Raw genomic sequence first — 15,725 nt, 5'->3', positions numbered from 1 at the left:
ATGGCCGCATGACCGTCGCCGACGATTTTGTCGTCGCTCTGGTCGGGCTACGCCCTCCCGACGCAACGACAAAATCGTAAAGCCCCGCGTTCAGCATAACCCGGCAGGAATCCACTTAAATCCAGCGCGGCGCTGTCCAAACAACCGGGGCCAGCTCTGTCCTGGATAAGACTATGGCGACATAAGAGAACTGGGACACTGATCTAATTCAGTTCTCATGGTGTCTCCGTTTTGCTCCGCTGCCTCCAACTGACACGGCCGACCAAACTATCGATCGAGGGCCAAAACAGCAGCACGATCGCCAGTGTCGTGATGGTGCCGACCAGGCCGTTCGACCAGAACACCTTCATATCGCCGCCGGAGCCGATCATCGAGAGGCGGAACGCATCCTCGGCGCGGTTGCCGAGCACCAATGCGAGGGTGAACGGCGCGAGCGGGATCCCGATCTTCTTGAAGACATAGCCGACGACGCCGAAGCCCAGCATCAGCCAGATATCGAACATCGCGTTCTGGATCGCATAGGCACCGATCGCGCAGGACACCACGATCATCGGGGCTACCGCCGCGAACGGCACGCGCAGGATCGAGGCGAAGATCGGCACCGTGGTCAGCACCAGCACCAGGCCGACGACATTGCCGAGATACATCGAGGCGATCAGGCCCCAGACGAAATCCTTGTGCTCGACGAACAGCAGCGGCCCCGGGTTGAGGCCCCATACCATCAGGCCGCCGAGGAGGATCGCAGCGGTCCCCGAGCCGGGAATGCCGAGCGCCAGCATCGGCAGCAGCGCCGAGGTGCCTGAGGCATGCGCGGCGGTCTCCGGCGCGAACACGCCCTCGATCCGGCCCTTGCCAAAGCTCTCCTGATCCTTGGCGAAGCGCTTGGCGAGGTTGTAGCCCATGAAGGAGGCCGCGATCGCGCCGCCCGGCGTGATGCCGAGCCAGCAGCCGATCACCGACGAGCGCAGCAGCGTCACCCAGTATTTCGGCAGATCCTTCCACACCGAGAGCACGACGCGTAGGCTGATGCCGGCGGCGTGTCCACGCAGCGCGAGGCGCTCCTCCATCGTGAGCAGGATCTCGCTGATGCCGAACAGGCCGATGACGGCGACGAGGAAGTTGATGCCGCGCAAGAGCTCAGCGGAGCCGAACGTCATGCGCAGCTGCCCGGACACCGTATCCATGCCGACGCCGGCAAGCAGCAGCCCGAGCGACATCGAGATCACCGTCTTGTGCTTGGCCTCGCGGCCGAGGCCGACGAAGGAACAGAAGGTCAGGAGATAGACGGCGAAGAATTCCGGCGGGCCGAACCTCAGCGCAAACGACGAGATCATCGGCGCCAGGAAGGTGATCAGCAGCACCGCGACCAGCGAACCGACGAAGGACGAGGTGAACGCCGCAGTGAGCGCTTCGGCTGCCCTGCCCTGCTGCGCCATCGGATAGCCGTCGAAGGTGGTCGCGACCGACCAGGCTTCGCCCGGGATGTTGAACAGGATCGAGGTGATGGCGCCGCCGAACAGCGCGCCCCAGTAGATGCACGACAGCATCACGATCGCGGACGTCGGATCCATCGTGAAGGTCAGCGGCAGCAGGATCGCGACCCCGTTGGGGCCGCCAAGCCCGGGCAGCACGCCGACGAAGATGCCGAGCACCAGCCCGACCATCATCAACAGCAGCGTCTTCCACGTCAAAAGGACGGCGAAGCCGTGCAGCAGGAGACCGAAGGCTTCCATGTTTCGAAATCCTGTCGGTTCGCTAGCGGCCGAGAGCCGCTTCGAGCGGTCCCTTTGGCATGATGACGTCGAACGCGACGTCGAACGTTATGAACATCGCGGCGGTGAAGACGAAGGCGGTCAGCAGCGACTTCCACAGCGCGATCTTGCCGACGAGGCGCATGAAGCCAGCGATCAAGAGAAAGCTCGCGACATAGAGGCCGAGATATTGGGTGGCGAGGCAGAACAGCAATGTCGGCACGAACACCGCCATCACCCGGCGAAGCTGGGACCGGGTGACAAAGGTCTCGGCGGCTTCCCGGCGCGAGAGGAAGGCCGCGCCAAGACCATAGAGGCTGGCACCGCCGAGGATGACCGAGAGGTAGAACGGAAAATAGCCCGGCTGCGGACCGGTCGAGTCCCACGACGCGCCGGTGCGCCAATTGTCCCAGCCGAGCACCACGGCGAGCGCAAGCAACAGCAACGACACGACGACGTCGACGACGCCGGTGCTGACAACCGCCGGCGAGTTATCTTCAGGTGCGGTCGGATCGTCGACGACGATCTCAAGTTCGGTATTGGACATGGATGAGACGGTCTGGGTTGCGAGGGCGACGATTGGGATAGCGTGCAGATGCAACCACCGTCAATGCAGCCTTCAGCTAAACAGTGGAACGTTCGGGAAAGGCGCTCGCAAGTGCAGCACGCTCCGGCTTGAGAACACCGCGCTCGGTGATCAATCCGGTCACCAGCCGCGCCGGCGTCACGTCGAAGCCGAAATTGGCCACCGACGAGCCGTCCGGAACCACGCGCACGGTTTCGATCCGGCCATCCGCCGTGCGTCCCGTGAGGTGCGTCACCTCGGCGGCCGCGCGCTGCTCGATCGGAATCTGCCTGACGCCGTCATCGATACTAAAGTCGATGGTCGGCGACGGCAGCGCAACATAGAACGGCACGCTGTTGTCGTGGGCCGCGAGCGCTTTCAGATAGGTCCCGATCTTGTTGCAGACGTCGCCATTGGCGGCGACGCGATCGGTCCCGACGATCGCGAGATCAACCATGCGATGCTGCATCAGATGGCCGCCGGTGTTGTCGGGGATCACGGTGTGCGGCACGCCGTGGTGACCGAGTTCCCAGGCGGTGAGCGAAGCGCCCTGATTGCGCGGACGCGTCTCGTCGACCCAGACGTGGACCGGAATGCCGCGATCGTGCGCCTGGTAGATCGGCGATGTCGCCGTTCCCCAATCCACGGTTGCAAGCCAGCCGGCGTTGCAATGCGTCAGGACGTTTACCACCTCGCCCGGCTTCTTGGTCGCGGCGATCGTCTCGATCAGGCCGAGCCCGTGACGGCCGATCTCGCGGTTGATCTCGACATCCTCATCGGCGATCTCGCGCACGCGGGCATAGGCCGCCTCGGCGCGGGCCGAAGCCGCGAGCGGCGCCAGCGCGCGCTGCATCTCGTCAACGGCCCATTTCAGATTGATCGCGGTCGGCCGGGTCGCAAGCAGCATCTTGCCGGCGCGCTCGAGCGCCGCATCCGACGCATCGGCGCGCATGGCAAGCGCCATGCCATAGGCTGCGGTGGCGCCGATCAGCGGCGCGCCGCGGACCAGCATCGAGCGGATCGCCTCGCCGGCCTCGTCCGCGGTGGTGAGTTTGGCGACGATGAATTCATGCGGCAACCGGCGCTGATCGATCGCGCCGACCGACCAGCCGTCGGGCTCGAGCCAGATGCTGCGAAAATGTCGTCCATCGACTTTCATGTCCTATGCCCTTCGCGTCGCGCGCTCGCTAGAGGACTTGCTCACGACCGTAACACCCGTCCGGCGACGGCATCGAGCTTGGCCAGCAGCTGCGGATCGCGGGCCGCGGGCGCCGTGATCAGCGCGGTATCAAGTGCCCGATCCGAACCGACCGGGCACGGCTCGTGCTCGCGAGGGAAATCCCGCGCCAGCCGCGCGACAAGCGCCTTTGCTTTCTCGGCGTTCGAATTCAGCACACGGATGATATCCTGCACCGTCACGGCATCATGCGCCGGATGCCAGCAATCGAAATCGGTGACCATCGCCACGCTGGCGTAGCAGATCTCGGCCTCGCGGGCGAGTTTGGCTTCCGGCATGTTGGTCATGCCGATCACCGAATAGCCCTGCGCCTTGTAGGTCAGGCTTTCGGCGAGCGAGGAGAACTGCGGCCCCTCCATGCAGAGGTAGGTGCCGCCGCGGGCGAACGCGATGTCTTCGGCCTCGGCAGCGGCGGCGAGATGCCTCGCCAGCAACGGCGACACCGGATGCGCCATCGAGACATGCGCGACGCAGCCCTTGCCGAAGAACGAGCTCTCGCGCTTGTGGGTGCGATCGACGAACTGGTCGACCAATACAAAAGTGCCCGGCGGCAGCTCTTCCTTGAACGAACCGCACGCGGACAGCGCGACGAGGTCCGTGACCCCCGCCCGCTTCAGCACATCGACATTGGCGCGATAGTTGATGTCGGACGGCGACAGCGCGTGTCCATGGCCGTGGCGCGGCAGGAACACGATCGGCAGCCCCGCCATCTCGCCGCGTCGGAGCGGCGCGGACGGCTCGCCCCAGGGGCTTGTGATCGCCTCCTCGCGGACATTTTCCAGGCCGGGCAGATCGTAGATGCCGGATCCGCCGATGATGCCGAGAACGGCTTTGGTCATGATCGCTCCTCACGGTCCCGCAACGGCGCCGGAGGGGTGACCGAGCCCAATCGGGCTCGCCGGACGTTCGGCCATACTGCGGCGCAGTAATCACCGCGCCGGTGCCACTTGCAAGGCAATTCCAAGCTAACAGGAAAGCAGCCGGCCCAGTCATTCCGGGGCACCCGAAGGGTGAACCCGGAATCTCAAGATTCCGGGTTCGATGCTTCGCATCGTCCCGGAATGACGGCGGATCCGCTACTTCGCGACGAACCCTGCGGCGTTCATCAGCGACGCATTCTGCTTGTCGTCATCCTCGAGGAACTCGACCATGTCCTTGCCCGTGAGGAAGATCGGCTTCAGCGCCTGCTTCTCCATGTAGTCCTTGTATTCCGGCGTTTGCGTCACCTTCTGGAACAGGTCGACATAGAACGCCTGCTGCTCCTGCGTGACCTTGCCCGGCAGGAACATCGCGCGCAGCATCAGGTACTGCACGTCGAGCCCCTCCTCCTTGCAGGTCGGGATGTCGTTCCAGGATTGCGTGTCGGTGACCTTGGTCTTGTAGGAGATGCGCTCCTTGTCGAACACGCAGAGCGCGCGAACCTGTCCGGCGCGCCAGACTTCGAGGTTCTCGCTGGGATTGTTGACATTGGACTCGGTGTGGCCGCCGACCAGCTGGGTCGCGGCCTCGCCGCCGGACTTGTACGGCAGGTAGGAGAACTTTGCGCCGGTCTTCTGCTCCATGAAGACGGTCAGCACGTGATCCTCGCGCTTGGAGCCCGTGCCGCCCATCTTGAACGGCGCGCTCGCCGCCTTCGCGGCAGCGATGAACTCCTTCACGGTCTTCGGACCGGAGGCGTTGTCCCACAACACGAACTGGTCGAGCGCGATGACCGACACCGGGGTGAGGTCGCGCCAGTTGAACGGAATCTTGGCCGACAGCGGCAGCATGTAGATCAGCGAATAGGCGATCAGCACTTTGTTGGGATCACCCTCGCTGGACTTCATGTACATCAGTGCTTCCGCACCTGACGCGCCGCCCTTCAGCGACACCACCATCGGCTGCTTCATCAGATTGTTCTTCTGGATCGCCGCCTGCATCATGCGCGCCATCTGGTCTGAGGCGCCGCCGGCACCGGCCGCGACCACGATTTCGACCGGCTTGCTCGGCTCCCAGCCGGCAAAGGCCGGCGTGCTCAGCAAGAGGGCCGCGATTGCAGCCGTGGTTTTTACAATCTGTCCCACGTGTTTCTTCCCTATCTATTTGTTCGGCTTGGCAAAACCTGCGAGGTAGCGGGCTCGGGCTCGCGTCATTGTGCCAAGAATGAAGGTGAGTTCAAGCCGCGAACTGCCGCATGGCCTATGACTTTGGAATGAGGTGGGGACGCTCCGGACCAACAATCAAAACAGCGCGGAGTCCGTCTCGTGCCCACGCTTTCTGACAACGGGGATCAATGCGAAAAGTGCGCTTTCCGCCAGGATTCCAGGACGACCGTTACTTGCCCTTGAAGTTGGGCGCGCGCTTGTTGAGGAAGGCGTCCATGCCCTCGCGGAAATCCTCGCTCATATAGGCGCGCAGGATCAGGTCCTCGCCCTCCTCGCGCGACAGCGTGCGGCGGATGCGGCGCACCGCTTCCTTGGTCACCTCTAACGTGATCGGCGCATGGCCGGCGACGAGCTTCGCCGTCTCGGTGGCGCGGCGCTGCAACGTTTCCACATCGGGGACGACTTCGTTCAACAGCCCGAGCGCCAGCGCCTCGGGTGCCTCGACGAGGCGCGCCTTGAAGATCAGATCCTTGGTCCGCGCCGGACCGATCAGCGACACCAGCCGCGAGATGTTGGACATCGAGAGGCAGTTGCCGAGCGTGCGCGCGATCGGGAAGCCGATCCGCGTCGCCTCGGTACCGATCCGGATATCGCAGCAGGCAGCGATGCCGGCGCCGCCGCCGGTACACGCGCCGGCGATCGCCGCGATCACAGGCACCCGGCACTGCTCGAGCGTACCCAGCACGCGATCGATCCGCGCCTCATAGTCGAGCGCATCCTGCGCCGTCTTGAACGCGCGGAACTGCGAGATGTCGGTGCCCGAGGCGAACGCCTTGTCGCCGGCACCGGTCATGATCAGCGCCTTGATGGAGTGATCCTGATTGATGTTCTCGCAGATCGTCGCCATCTGCTCGTACATTGCAAAGGTCAGCGCATTGCGCGCCTGCGGCCGGTTGAACGTGATGCGCGCGATCCCGTCCTCGACGGAATAGATCAGGTCTTCGGTCGAAGTGACGGGCGCGTTCATGTCTCGCTCTTTCTGTTGTTTGCGATTCGATTTCAGGCGACGGCTCTCTAGGCCACAGCCTTGGACGCCTGCGAAGCTTCGCGTCCCTTCAAGACTTCCATCGCCGCCAGCACGCCACCGCCACGATGCGGCACCTTGGCCAGATCAAGGCCCATCTCGACGCCGGACAGCGTGCCCATCAGCATCAGGTCGTTGAAGTGGCCGATATGCCCGATCCGGAACACCTTGCCCTTGACCTTGTTGAGGCCGGTGCCGAGCGACATGTCGAAGTTCTCCAGCACGACCTTGCGGAAGTGGTCGGCGTCGTGGCCGTCAGGCACCCGCACCGCTGTCAGCGCCGGCGAGTGCGCACCCTGCTCCTGGCACTGCGTCTCGAGGCCCCAGACCTTGATCGCCGCGCGCGTCGCCTCGCTGTGGCGCTTGTGGCGGGCGAAGACGTTCTCGAGCCCCTCTTCCTCCAGCATCTTCACGGCCTCGCGCAGGCCGAACAGGAGGTTGGTCGCCGGCGTATACGGCCAGGTGCCGGCCTTGTTGATGTTGATGACTTCCTGCCAATCCCAATAGGAGCGCATGCCCGGATTGGCCTTGGCCACCGCGAGCGCCTTCTCGGACACGGCGTTGAAGCCGAGGCCGGGCGGCAGCATCAGTCCCTTCTGGGAGCCGGCAATGGAGACATCGATGCCCCAGGCATCATGCTCATATTCCAGCGAGCCGAGGCCGGAGATGGTGTCGACCATCAAGAGCGCTGGATGCTTCAGCGTGTCGAGGATCTTGCGGACGTCGCGCGGATAGGTGACGCAGGCGGTCGAGGTCTCGTTATGGACGACGCAGACGGCCTTGATCTTGTGCGCCTTGTCGGCGGACAGCCTGGCCTCGATCTGCTCGAGGTCGGCGCCGTGGCGCCAGTCGCCCGCGATAAAATCGACGTCGAGCTTGAACTTGTCGGCAATGCCATGCCACAGCACGGCGAACTGGCCGGTCTCGCACATCAGAACCTTGTCGCCGGGCTGCAGCGTGTTGACGATCGCGGCCTCCCAGGCGCCGGTCCCCGACGACGGGTAGATGATCACGGGCTGCTTGGTCCGGAACACACGCTGCATTGCAGAAAGCACGGCAAAACCGATCTCGGCAAACTCGGGACCGCGATGGTCCATGGTCGGCATATCCATGGCCCGCAGCACCCGGTCCGGCACGTTGGTCGGTCCCGGAATCTGCAGAAAATGCCTTCCAGTATGCACGGTCATGAGCGTCTTTCCCGGTCTCGTCTTTCGTGGTGAGCCGCTCGCATATCACTATTCGCCGGGTTTGTCCTAGGCCCGGCGGGGGTCCGTCATGCATATCTGACGGCGCTCCGTCGGGGCCGGCAGCGCCTTATTCGGCGGCCACCACCTTGCCCGGCGCCACCAGTTCGCCGGTCTCCTCGAACGGCCGCTCGGGGTGCATCAGGAACGCCGAGAAGCCGCCGACCAGCAGCAGGCCCATCGACATCAGGAACGGCAGGTACCAGTTTCCGGTGGCGTCGATGACGAAGCCGGCGACCAGCGGCGAGACGATAGCCGCGAACGCCGAGCCGGTGTTCATGATCCCGGCCGCGGTGCCGGAATATTTCGCCGCGATGTCCATCGGGATCGACCACATCGGCCCGATCACGAGCTCGGCACAGAAGAAGCCGGCCGACAGGCAGAGCGCCACCACCGTGATGTCGTGAACGAACAGGATCGGCATCAGCGACAGCAGCGCGCCGGCGAAGCCCACGATCGTCACGCTGAGTCGCGCCAGCCGCACATTGCCGGTGCGCTCAAGAATGCGGTCGGAGATGACGCCGCCAATGCTGTCGCCGACGACGCCGGCAAAGAACACGCCGGATGCGAACAGCGCCGAGTTCTTGAGATCGAGGCTGTAGTTGTTCTTGAAGAACAGCGGCAGCCAGTTGAGGTAGAGCCACAGGCACCAGCCGTAGCAGAAATAGGTCAGCGTCACCGGCCACATCCGCTGCAGCAGCGGTCCCCACGGCACCTTTGGCCGCTCGCCCTGCGGACGCGGCGGCAAGGTCGCAAGCTCGGCCGCGGTGATCGAGCCATGGTCCCTCGGCTCGTTACGGAAGTACCAGACCCACGCAATGCCCCAGATGAGGCTGACAACGCCGAGCACGACGAATGCGCCGCGCCAGGTCAGCCAGAGGATCAGGAGCGCGACCACCGGCGGGGTGATGGCATTGCCGAGCCGCGCGAATGAATGCGTCAGGCCTTGCGCGAAGCCGCGGCGGTTCGCCGGCGTCCAGTACTGCATCGCGCGCGCTGCGGTCGGAAACGTCGCGCCTTCGCCGAACCCCAGCGCGAAACGCGCGACAAACAGCGCGGCAAGGCCATGGACAAAGCCGGTCATGATGGTCGCGGCAGCCCAGATCACGCCGCACCAGAACAAGGTCTGGCGCGGCCCGAAGCGATCGGCGACCCAGCCGCCGATCACCTGGAACAGCAGGTACGGATAGGCGAATGCCGAGAACACCAGACCGAGCTCGGTATTGGACAGGCCGAGCTCCTTCTGGATCTCGCCGGCCGCGGTGCCGATGTTCACGCGGTCCACATAGGTGATGAAGTACATCACGCAGAGCATGGCCAACACGACATGGGTGGCCTTGAACCGAAGCCTCATATCATCCCCTCCCCCGATCCGCGATTGTTCTGAGTTCGTTGCGCTGCGGATGCCGTGGCTGCCAGAGCTTCGGTTCCGATTGAATCAGAACCGAAGCTCCAGGTTTTTGTTGACGCGTTTTCTTCACGCGAACCGGCGTCCACTGAAAACGCTCTAAGTGCTGACCACCTTCAGATGCGACGACGCGTTGCGCTGGTCGCGCTGCTCGAGAAGCCGCATCGCGGCCTCGACACCGCCCGGGCGATGCGGGACCCCGGCGACCGACAGCCCCATCTCAACGCCGGTCAGCGCGCCAAGCAGCGTCAGCTCGTTGCACTCGCCGAGATGACCGATGCGGAACACCTTGCCCGCGACCTTCGACAGGCCGGCACCGAGCGACATGTTGAAATTGTCGAGCACGACCTTGCGGAACTGATCGGCATCATGGCCGGGCGGCATCATCACCGCGGTCAGCACCGGCGAGAATTCCGAGGGCTCCTGGCACAGCACCTCGAGCCCCCACTGATTGACGGCGGCGCGCGTGGCGGCGGCCAGTCGCTTATGGCGGGCGAACACGTTGTCGAGCCCCTCCTCCAGCAGCATCGCGATGGCCTCGCGCAGCCCGTAGAGCAGGTTCGTCGCCGGCGTATAGGGGAAGAAGCCCTTGGCGTTCGGCTTCAGCATTTCCTCCCAGTCGAAATAGGAGCGCGGCATCTTATTGGTGCGCGACGCGGCGCGCGCCTTGTCCGAGATGGCGTTGAAGCCGAGGCCCGGCGGCAGCATGAAGCCCTTCTGCGAGCAGCTGACGCTGACGTCGACTTTCCACTCGTCGTGCCGGTAATCGACCGAGCCGAGCGAGGAAATGGTGTCGACCATCAGAAGCGCCGGATGCAAGGTGCGGTCGATCGCGGCCCGGATGTCCGCGATCCGGCTGGTCGCGCCGGTCGAGGTCTCGTTGTGGACGACCATCACCGCCTTGATGCTGTGCGCCGTGTCCGCGGCGAGCCTTGCTTCAATCTGGGCGGGGTCGGCGCCGCGGCGCCAATCGCCCGGCATGAAGTCCACCTCGATGCCGAACCGGCCGGCCATCTGCCGCCACAGGGTGGCGAAGTGGCCGGTCTCGACCATCAGGACCTTGTCGCCGGGCGACAGCGTGTTGACGATGGCGGCCTCCCAGGCGCCGGTCCCGGACGACGGGAAGATCACCACCGGCCCCTTGGTCTGAAACACCTTCTGGCTACCCTCGAGCACGGCCCGGCCGAGCGCGGCGAATTCGGCGCTGCGGTGGTCGATGACCGGCATGTCCATCGCGCGAAGAATGCGATCCGGGACCGAGCTCGGCCCTGGAATCTGCAGAAAATGGCGCCCTTGATGCATGAGAACCTCCCAATCGCCGGATTTCGGCTCCTCTACCAGCTATTTTGCATTCATTTTTTGTCTTTTCAATCCAATCTTGGTATTCGATCGAGAGCATCGACGCGACCGCGCCGGCAAATTATTGTTCAGAATATGAAATCCGCGATTCCCGAAGCCGGAGTTCCAATCACCCCGCCCGCCGCCGGCAATGGCAGCGACCGCCAGGAGGCCTCGCTACACGGCGAAATCCTGCTGCGGCTCCGCGACTATGTGGTGGAGGGCAACATTCCCGAGGGCGCCCGCGTTCCCGAGCGGCAGCTCTGCGAGATGCTGGGTATCTCAAGGACGCCGCTGCGCGAAGCGCTCAAGGTGCTGGCCGCCGAGGGCCTGATCGAGCTGTTGCCCAACCGCGGCGCGCGGGTGCGCCGGCTGAGCCCACGCGACCTCGAGGAATTGTTCGACGTCATGGCCGGGCTCGAGAGCCTCGCCGGACGACTGGCGTGCGAGATCATCACCGACGAGGAAATCGTCGCGATCGAGCGCCTGCATTACGAGATGTACGCCCATTACCTGCACCGCGACATGCACCGCTATTTCCAGACCAACCAGCAAATCCACGAAAGCATCGTTGCGGCCGCGCGCAACGAGACGCTGAAGGCGACCTACGCCAACTTCGCCGGCCGGATTCGCCGCGTGCGCTATTCCGCCAATTTCGCCCGCAAGCGGCAGCGCTGGGCCGAGGCGATGCGCGAGCACGAGGCGATCCTCGATGCGCTGCGCCGGCGCGCGGCAAGCGAGCTCAGCGACATCCTGTTCCAGCACCTGCGCAACAAGCGGGCCGCCGCCATCGATCACCTGGCGGAGGGGCCGGACAGCAGCCTGGAGACGACGCCCCAGAACGACTAAAGGGGTCGGCACAAGGATGGCTGGAGGGCAGCCATCCTTGCCATTATGAATTCATAATGTAATACTCACGTCGAGAGAATGCATAATCCATGCAACCTCCCTCGCGTCATGGATCACATCGGATCTGGGATGAAGAACGCCTCCTCGCTCGAACAGCGCCTGCGGTCCGAACTGACCGGCGACGTGTTTTTCGACGCCTTCAACCGCGGCCGCTACGCGACCGACGCCTCGTTCTACCAGATCATGCCGGCGGGCGTGGTGGTGCCGCGAACCGTCGACGAGGCGCTGCGGGCGCTTGCGATCGTCCGCGACGCTGGGCGGATCGTCACCCCGCGCGGCGGTGGCACCTCGCAATGCGGCCAGACCGTCAATGACGGCATCGTTGTCGACCTGTCCAAGCACCTGAACCGGATCCTCTCGCTCGACGTCGAGAATCGGACCTGCGTAGTCGAGCCCGGCATCGTGCTCGACGACCTCAACCGGCAACTCAAGAAGCACGGGCTGTGGTTTCCGGTCGACGTCTCGACCGCGTCGCGCGCCACGATCGGCGGCATGGCCGGCAACAATTCCTGCGGCGGCCGCTCGCTACGCTACGGCACCATGCGCGACAACACGCTGTCGGTGGATGCCGCGCTCGCCGACGGCACGGTGCTGCATTTCGGCGAGGTGCCGCGCGACCTGACGCGGGTCAATTCGTCCGACAGCGGACTGAAGCTGTTTCGCGACATGCTCGATCTCGGCGAGCGCGAGGCGCTCGAGATCGCGGACAAATTCCCCAAGGTGCAGCGCCGCGTCGGCGGCTATAACCTCGACGCGCTGGTGCCGCGCAACGCGCCGAACAACCTGGCGCATCTTCTGGTCGGCTCGGAAGGCACCCTCGCTTTCACGACGCAGGTCGAACTCAAGCTGTGGCCTGTGATCCGCAACAAGGCGCTTGGCGTCTGCCATTTCGGCAGCTTCTACGAGGCGATGGACGCGGCCCAGCATCTGGTCAAGCTGCGGCCCATTGCCGTGGAGCTGGTCGACCGCACCATGATCGCGCTCGGCCGCGAGATCGCGATGTTCCAGCCGATCATCTCGGCGGCGGTGCGCGGCGATCCGGACGCGATCCTGGTGGTCGAGTTCGCGGAAGAGGACCAGGCCGACAATCTCACCCGCCTCAAGCAGCTCGGCGAGCTGATGGCCGACCTCGGCTTCGGCTGGGACAAGCCGCAGCGCAAATGGGGCGGCGTGGTCGAGATCGTCGAGCCCACGCTGCAAACCGGCATCGCCGATTTCCGCGCGGCCGGCCTCAACGTCATGATGTCGATGAAGCAGGAGGGCAAGCCGGTCTCGTTCGTCGAAGATTGCGCGGTGCCGCTGCCGCATCTCGCCGACTACACCGAGCGGCTCAATGCCGTGTTCGCCAAGCACGGTACCCGCGGCACGATGTATGCGCATGCCTCCGAAGGCTGCCTGCATGTGCGCCCGGTGCTCAATCTCAAGCTCGAGAAGGACGTCAAGGCGATGCGCGCCATTGCCGAGGAAGCCTTCGCGATGGTGCGCGAATACAAGGGCTCGCATTCCGGCGAGCACGGCGACGGACTGGTGCGCTCGGAATTCCACGAAGCGATGTTCGGGCAGCGCATCGTGGCCGATTTCCGCGAGGTCAAGCAACGCTTCGATCCGACCAGCACGCTCAATCCGGGCAAGATCGTCGATCCGCCCAAGATGGACGACCGTTCGCTGTTCCGCTTCGCGCCGGATTATCGCGTCGGCGAATTGAAGACGGTGCTCGACTGGTCGGCCTATCCCGGCGCCGGCGGCGGCTTCCAGGGCGCCGTCGAGATGTGCAACAACAACGGCGCCTGCCGGAAGCTCGAAGGCGGCGTGATGTGCCCGTCCTATCGTGCGACGCGCAACGAGAAGGACGTCACCCGCGGCCGCGCCAATACGCTGCGGCTGGCGATCTCGGGCCAGCTGGGTGCGGACGCGCTCGCCTCCGACGAGATGATGGAGACACTGAAGCTCTGCGTCTCCTGCAAGGCGTGCCGCCATGAATGCCCGACCGGCGTCGACATGGCCAAGATGAAGATCGAGGTGCTGGCCGCGCGCGCGGCGACGCACGGTCTGTCGCTGCGCGACCGGCTGGTCGGCTATCTGCCGCGCTATGTCGATCTCGCCTCGCGCCTTGCGCCGATCGCGAACTGGCGCAACCGCAGCCCGCTGCTGCGCGCGCTGCTGGAGAAACTCGCCGGGATCAGCGCCAGGCGCGCGCTGCCGGAATTTCGCAGCGACACGTTCCGGCCCGACGCCGAGGCACTGGGTCCGGCGGATGGCCGCGAAGTGGTGCTGTTCGCCGATACGTTCAACCGCGGCTATGAGCGCGAGAATCTCGACGCTGCGATCGAGGTGCTGGTCGCCGGCGGCTATCGCGTGCATCTGCCGAGGCCATCGGACGGCGGGCGGCCGCCGTGCTGCGGGCGAACGTTCCTGTCGGCCGGACTGGTTGAGCAGGCCCGCGCCGAGCTCGACCGGCTGGTTGCGACCTACGTCCCGTTCGCGGCCCGCGGCGTGCCGATCATTGGTCTCGAGCCGAGCTGCCTGCTGACCTTGCGCGACGAGCTGCTGTCGCTGCGCTCGGATGAGGCCGCCAAGACCGTCAGCGCGCACTCGCTGCTGTTCGAGGAATTTCTGGTGCGCGAGGCCGAGGCCGGGCGCCTTGCTTTGCCGCTCGGCGCGGTCGCCGGCAAGGCCGTGGTGCATGGTCATTGCCACCAAAAATCCTTCGGCGCGTTCAAGCCGGTGGAGAAAGTGCTGCGCCTGGTGCCGGGCCTCGACGTCAAGACCATCGAGTCGAGCTGCTGCGGCATGGCCGGCGCGTTCGGCTATGGCGCCGACACCTATCAGGCCTCGATCGAGATGGCCGAGCTGTCGGTGCTGCCGGCTGTCAGAGGCGCCGATCAGGACACGCTGATCGTGGCCGACGGGACCTCATGCCGGCACCAGATCAAGGACGGCAGCGGGCGGACGCCGCTGCATGTCGCCAGCGTATTGGCGATGAGCCTGAAACGTGCGAAATCGAACTCCGACAGATTGTTACCGACAAAGGAAGAGGCCCATGGCTGAGCTCACTCTCGAAATTGCCCGCAAGATTCTGGATGCCGCGCTGGCCAAGGGGGTCGAGAAGAAGTTCAAGCCGCTGGTCGTCACCATCCTCGACGCGCGCGGCGCCGTGAAGGTGACGGCGGCACAGGACGGCACCAGCCTGATGCGGGCTGAGATCGCCCATGGCAAGGCCTATGGCGCGCTGGCGCTCGGGATGGGATCGCGGGCGCTGTTTCTGCGCGCGCAGGAGCAGGCCTATTTCGTCGACGCCGTGAACACGCTGGCGCAGGGCCGGATGGTGCCGGTCCCCGGCGGTGTCCTGATCATGGACGGCGCGACCCTGCTCGGCGCCGTCGGCGTCAGCGGCGACACCTCGGACCATGACGAGATCTGCGCCGTGGCCGGCATCGAAGCTGCCGGCCTGAAGGCCAACATCGGGTGATAGTACAAAATTGACAAATTTGCACCTGGTGACGAATTGGCATGATGGAAGCGGAGGGACTGATCGAAACAGTCGACCTCCTAACAGCGCACGTCAAATCGCTATCAAACGATGCCTAGGCCACCTACCGCAATCTCGACGCCATCCCGGTCGAGATTGCGCACGATAACTTCTGCCTCTGCATCGACTATGGCCCGCAATTCATTCGCCAGAGGCAAGAGACAGCTAGAATCACATCGCCCACGAGTTCGCGAGCCACCGCCCGCCATTTTGGGTCTCGATCGGGATGGCATCCCTTTGCATAAGCTACAAACTTGCGCGGGGCATTCACTAAATCGGGGGGGCTGACCGTTTGACATCAGATAGACGCTTCGGTCATGCACGAGAAGCCCCCTGGCACAGCGACGGGCGCGGTAAGAGCTGCACCGGGGGAAATAATTGAGATTGTTGGGAATTGCAGCCATTTGCACGGTGGTAGCTGTGTGCGCCGCGTCAAAACAAGAGGTGTTGCACGGCTCGGGAACAGTATGTCGGACAAAACTTGGATGCCCTCATTGTGAGCCAACCCACCAAACACACGGGATGAACAGCGGCCAAACTTCACTCATTCAACAGCCCGACGAGGCCGACCTTCGA

The 15,725-nt window shown here is 64.5% G+C and carries 12 protein-coding genes; 3 read left to right on the top strand and 9 right to left on the bottom strand.

All coding sequences use genetic code 11. The annotated features are described in order from the left end of the window. Window positions 1-215 precede the first annotated feature (215 nt). From I6F38_RS39575 to I6F38_RS39535, 9 genes are all read right to left on the bottom strand, one after another. Entirely contained in the window at window positions 216-1,733 is a 1,518-nt protein-coding gene (locus I6F38_RS39575) for a tripartite tricarboxylate transporter permease (RefSeq protein ID WP_172647596.1), read from the bottom strand. 22 nt (window positions 1,734-1,755) lie between these two features. Continuing rightward, window positions 1,756-2,298, bottom strand: coding sequence for a tripartite tricarboxylate transporter TctB family protein (locus tag I6F38_RS39570; RefSeq protein ID WP_172647595.1), 543 nt, complete (start codon window positions 2,296-2,298; stop codon window positions 1,756-1,758). 76 nt (window positions 2,299-2,374) lie between these two features. Further along, the gene (gene mtnA, locus I6F38_RS39565; protein ID WP_172647594.1) at window positions 2,375-3,475 is read right to left on the bottom strand and encodes an S-methyl-5-thioribose-1-phosphate isomerase; all 1,101 of its coding nucleotides are present in this window, start codon (window positions 3,473-3,475) and stop codon (window positions 2,375-2,377) included. Between the two features lie 41 nt (window positions 3,476-3,516). Continuing rightward, complete coding sequence (locus I6F38_RS39560) at window positions 3,517-4,392, bottom strand: S-methyl-5'-thioadenosine phosphorylase (RefSeq protein WP_057020489.1); 876 nt, start codon at window positions 4,390-4,392, stop codon at window positions 3,517-3,519. A gap of 237 nt (window positions 4,393-4,629) precedes the next feature. Beyond that, complete coding sequence (locus I6F38_RS39555) at window positions 4,630-5,616, bottom strand: tripartite tricarboxylate transporter substrate-binding protein (RefSeq protein ID WP_172647593.1); 987 nt, start codon at window positions 5,614-5,616, stop codon at window positions 4,630-4,632. Window positions 5,617-5,866: 250 nt separating this feature from the next. Beyond that, window positions 5,867-6,664, bottom strand: a complete 798-nt coding sequence (locus I6F38_RS39550; protein WP_172647592.1) for an enoyl-CoA hydratase/isomerase family protein — start codon at window positions 6,662-6,664, stop codon at window positions 5,867-5,869. A gap of 47 nt (window positions 6,665-6,711) precedes the next feature. Continuing rightward, a complete protein-coding gene (locus I6F38_RS39545; RefSeq protein WP_172647591.1) occupies window positions 6,712-7,908 on the bottom strand; it encodes an aminotransferase class V-fold PLP-dependent enzyme in 1,197 nt (398 codons plus the stop codon). A gap of 127 nt (window positions 7,909-8,035) precedes the next feature. Next, window positions 8,036-9,319: an MFS transporter gene (locus I6F38_RS39540; protein WP_225164204.1), complete on the bottom strand. Its 1,284-nt coding sequence runs from the start codon at window positions 9,317-9,319 to the stop codon at window positions 8,036-8,038. Window positions 9,320-9,472: 153 nt separating this feature from the next. Continuing rightward, window positions 9,473-10,675 carry an alanine--glyoxylate aminotransferase family protein gene (locus I6F38_RS39535; protein WP_172647589.1) on the bottom strand — a complete coding sequence of 401 codons (1,203 nt, stop codon included), beginning with the start codon at window positions 10,673-10,675 and terminating at the stop codon, window positions 9,473-9,475. A gap of 132 nt (window positions 10,676-10,807) precedes the next feature. Between I6F38_RS39535 and I6F38_RS39530 the strand changes: the two genes are divergently transcribed. The 3 genes from I6F38_RS39530 to I6F38_RS39520 all read left to right on the top strand — a co-directional run bounded on the left by I6F38_RS39530 (window position 10,808) and on the right by I6F38_RS39520 (window position 15,089). Beyond that, window positions 10,808-11,560, top strand: a complete 753-nt coding sequence (locus I6F38_RS39530; RefSeq protein WP_172647588.1) for a GntR family transcriptional regulator — start codon at window positions 10,808-10,810, stop codon at window positions 11,558-11,560. Between the two features lie 129 nt (window positions 11,561-11,689). Beyond that, window positions 11,690-14,668 carry an FAD-binding and (Fe-S)-binding domain-containing protein gene (locus tag I6F38_RS39525; RefSeq protein ID WP_225164203.1) on the top strand — a complete coding sequence of 993 codons (2,979 nt, stop codon included), beginning with the start codon at window positions 11,690-11,692 and terminating at the stop codon, window positions 14,666-14,668. Continuing rightward, window positions 14,661-15,089: a heme-binding protein gene (locus tag I6F38_RS39520; RefSeq protein WP_172647586.1), complete on the top strand. Its 429-nt coding sequence runs from the start codon at window positions 14,661-14,663 to the stop codon at window positions 15,087-15,089. The genes I6F38_RS39525 and I6F38_RS39520 overlap by 8 nt, the downstream gene beginning before the upstream one ends. The last annotated feature ends 636 nt before the right edge of the window (window positions 15,090-15,725 follow it).

This window comes from Bradyrhizobium sp. BRP56, assembly GCF_020194035.1.
In the GTDB taxonomy this organism is placed as follows: Bacteria; Pseudomonadota; Alphaproteobacteria; order Rhizobiales; family Xanthobacteraceae; genus Bradyrhizobium; species Bradyrhizobium australafricanum.
This window is presented reverse-complemented; position numbering and strand designations above follow the sequence as displayed.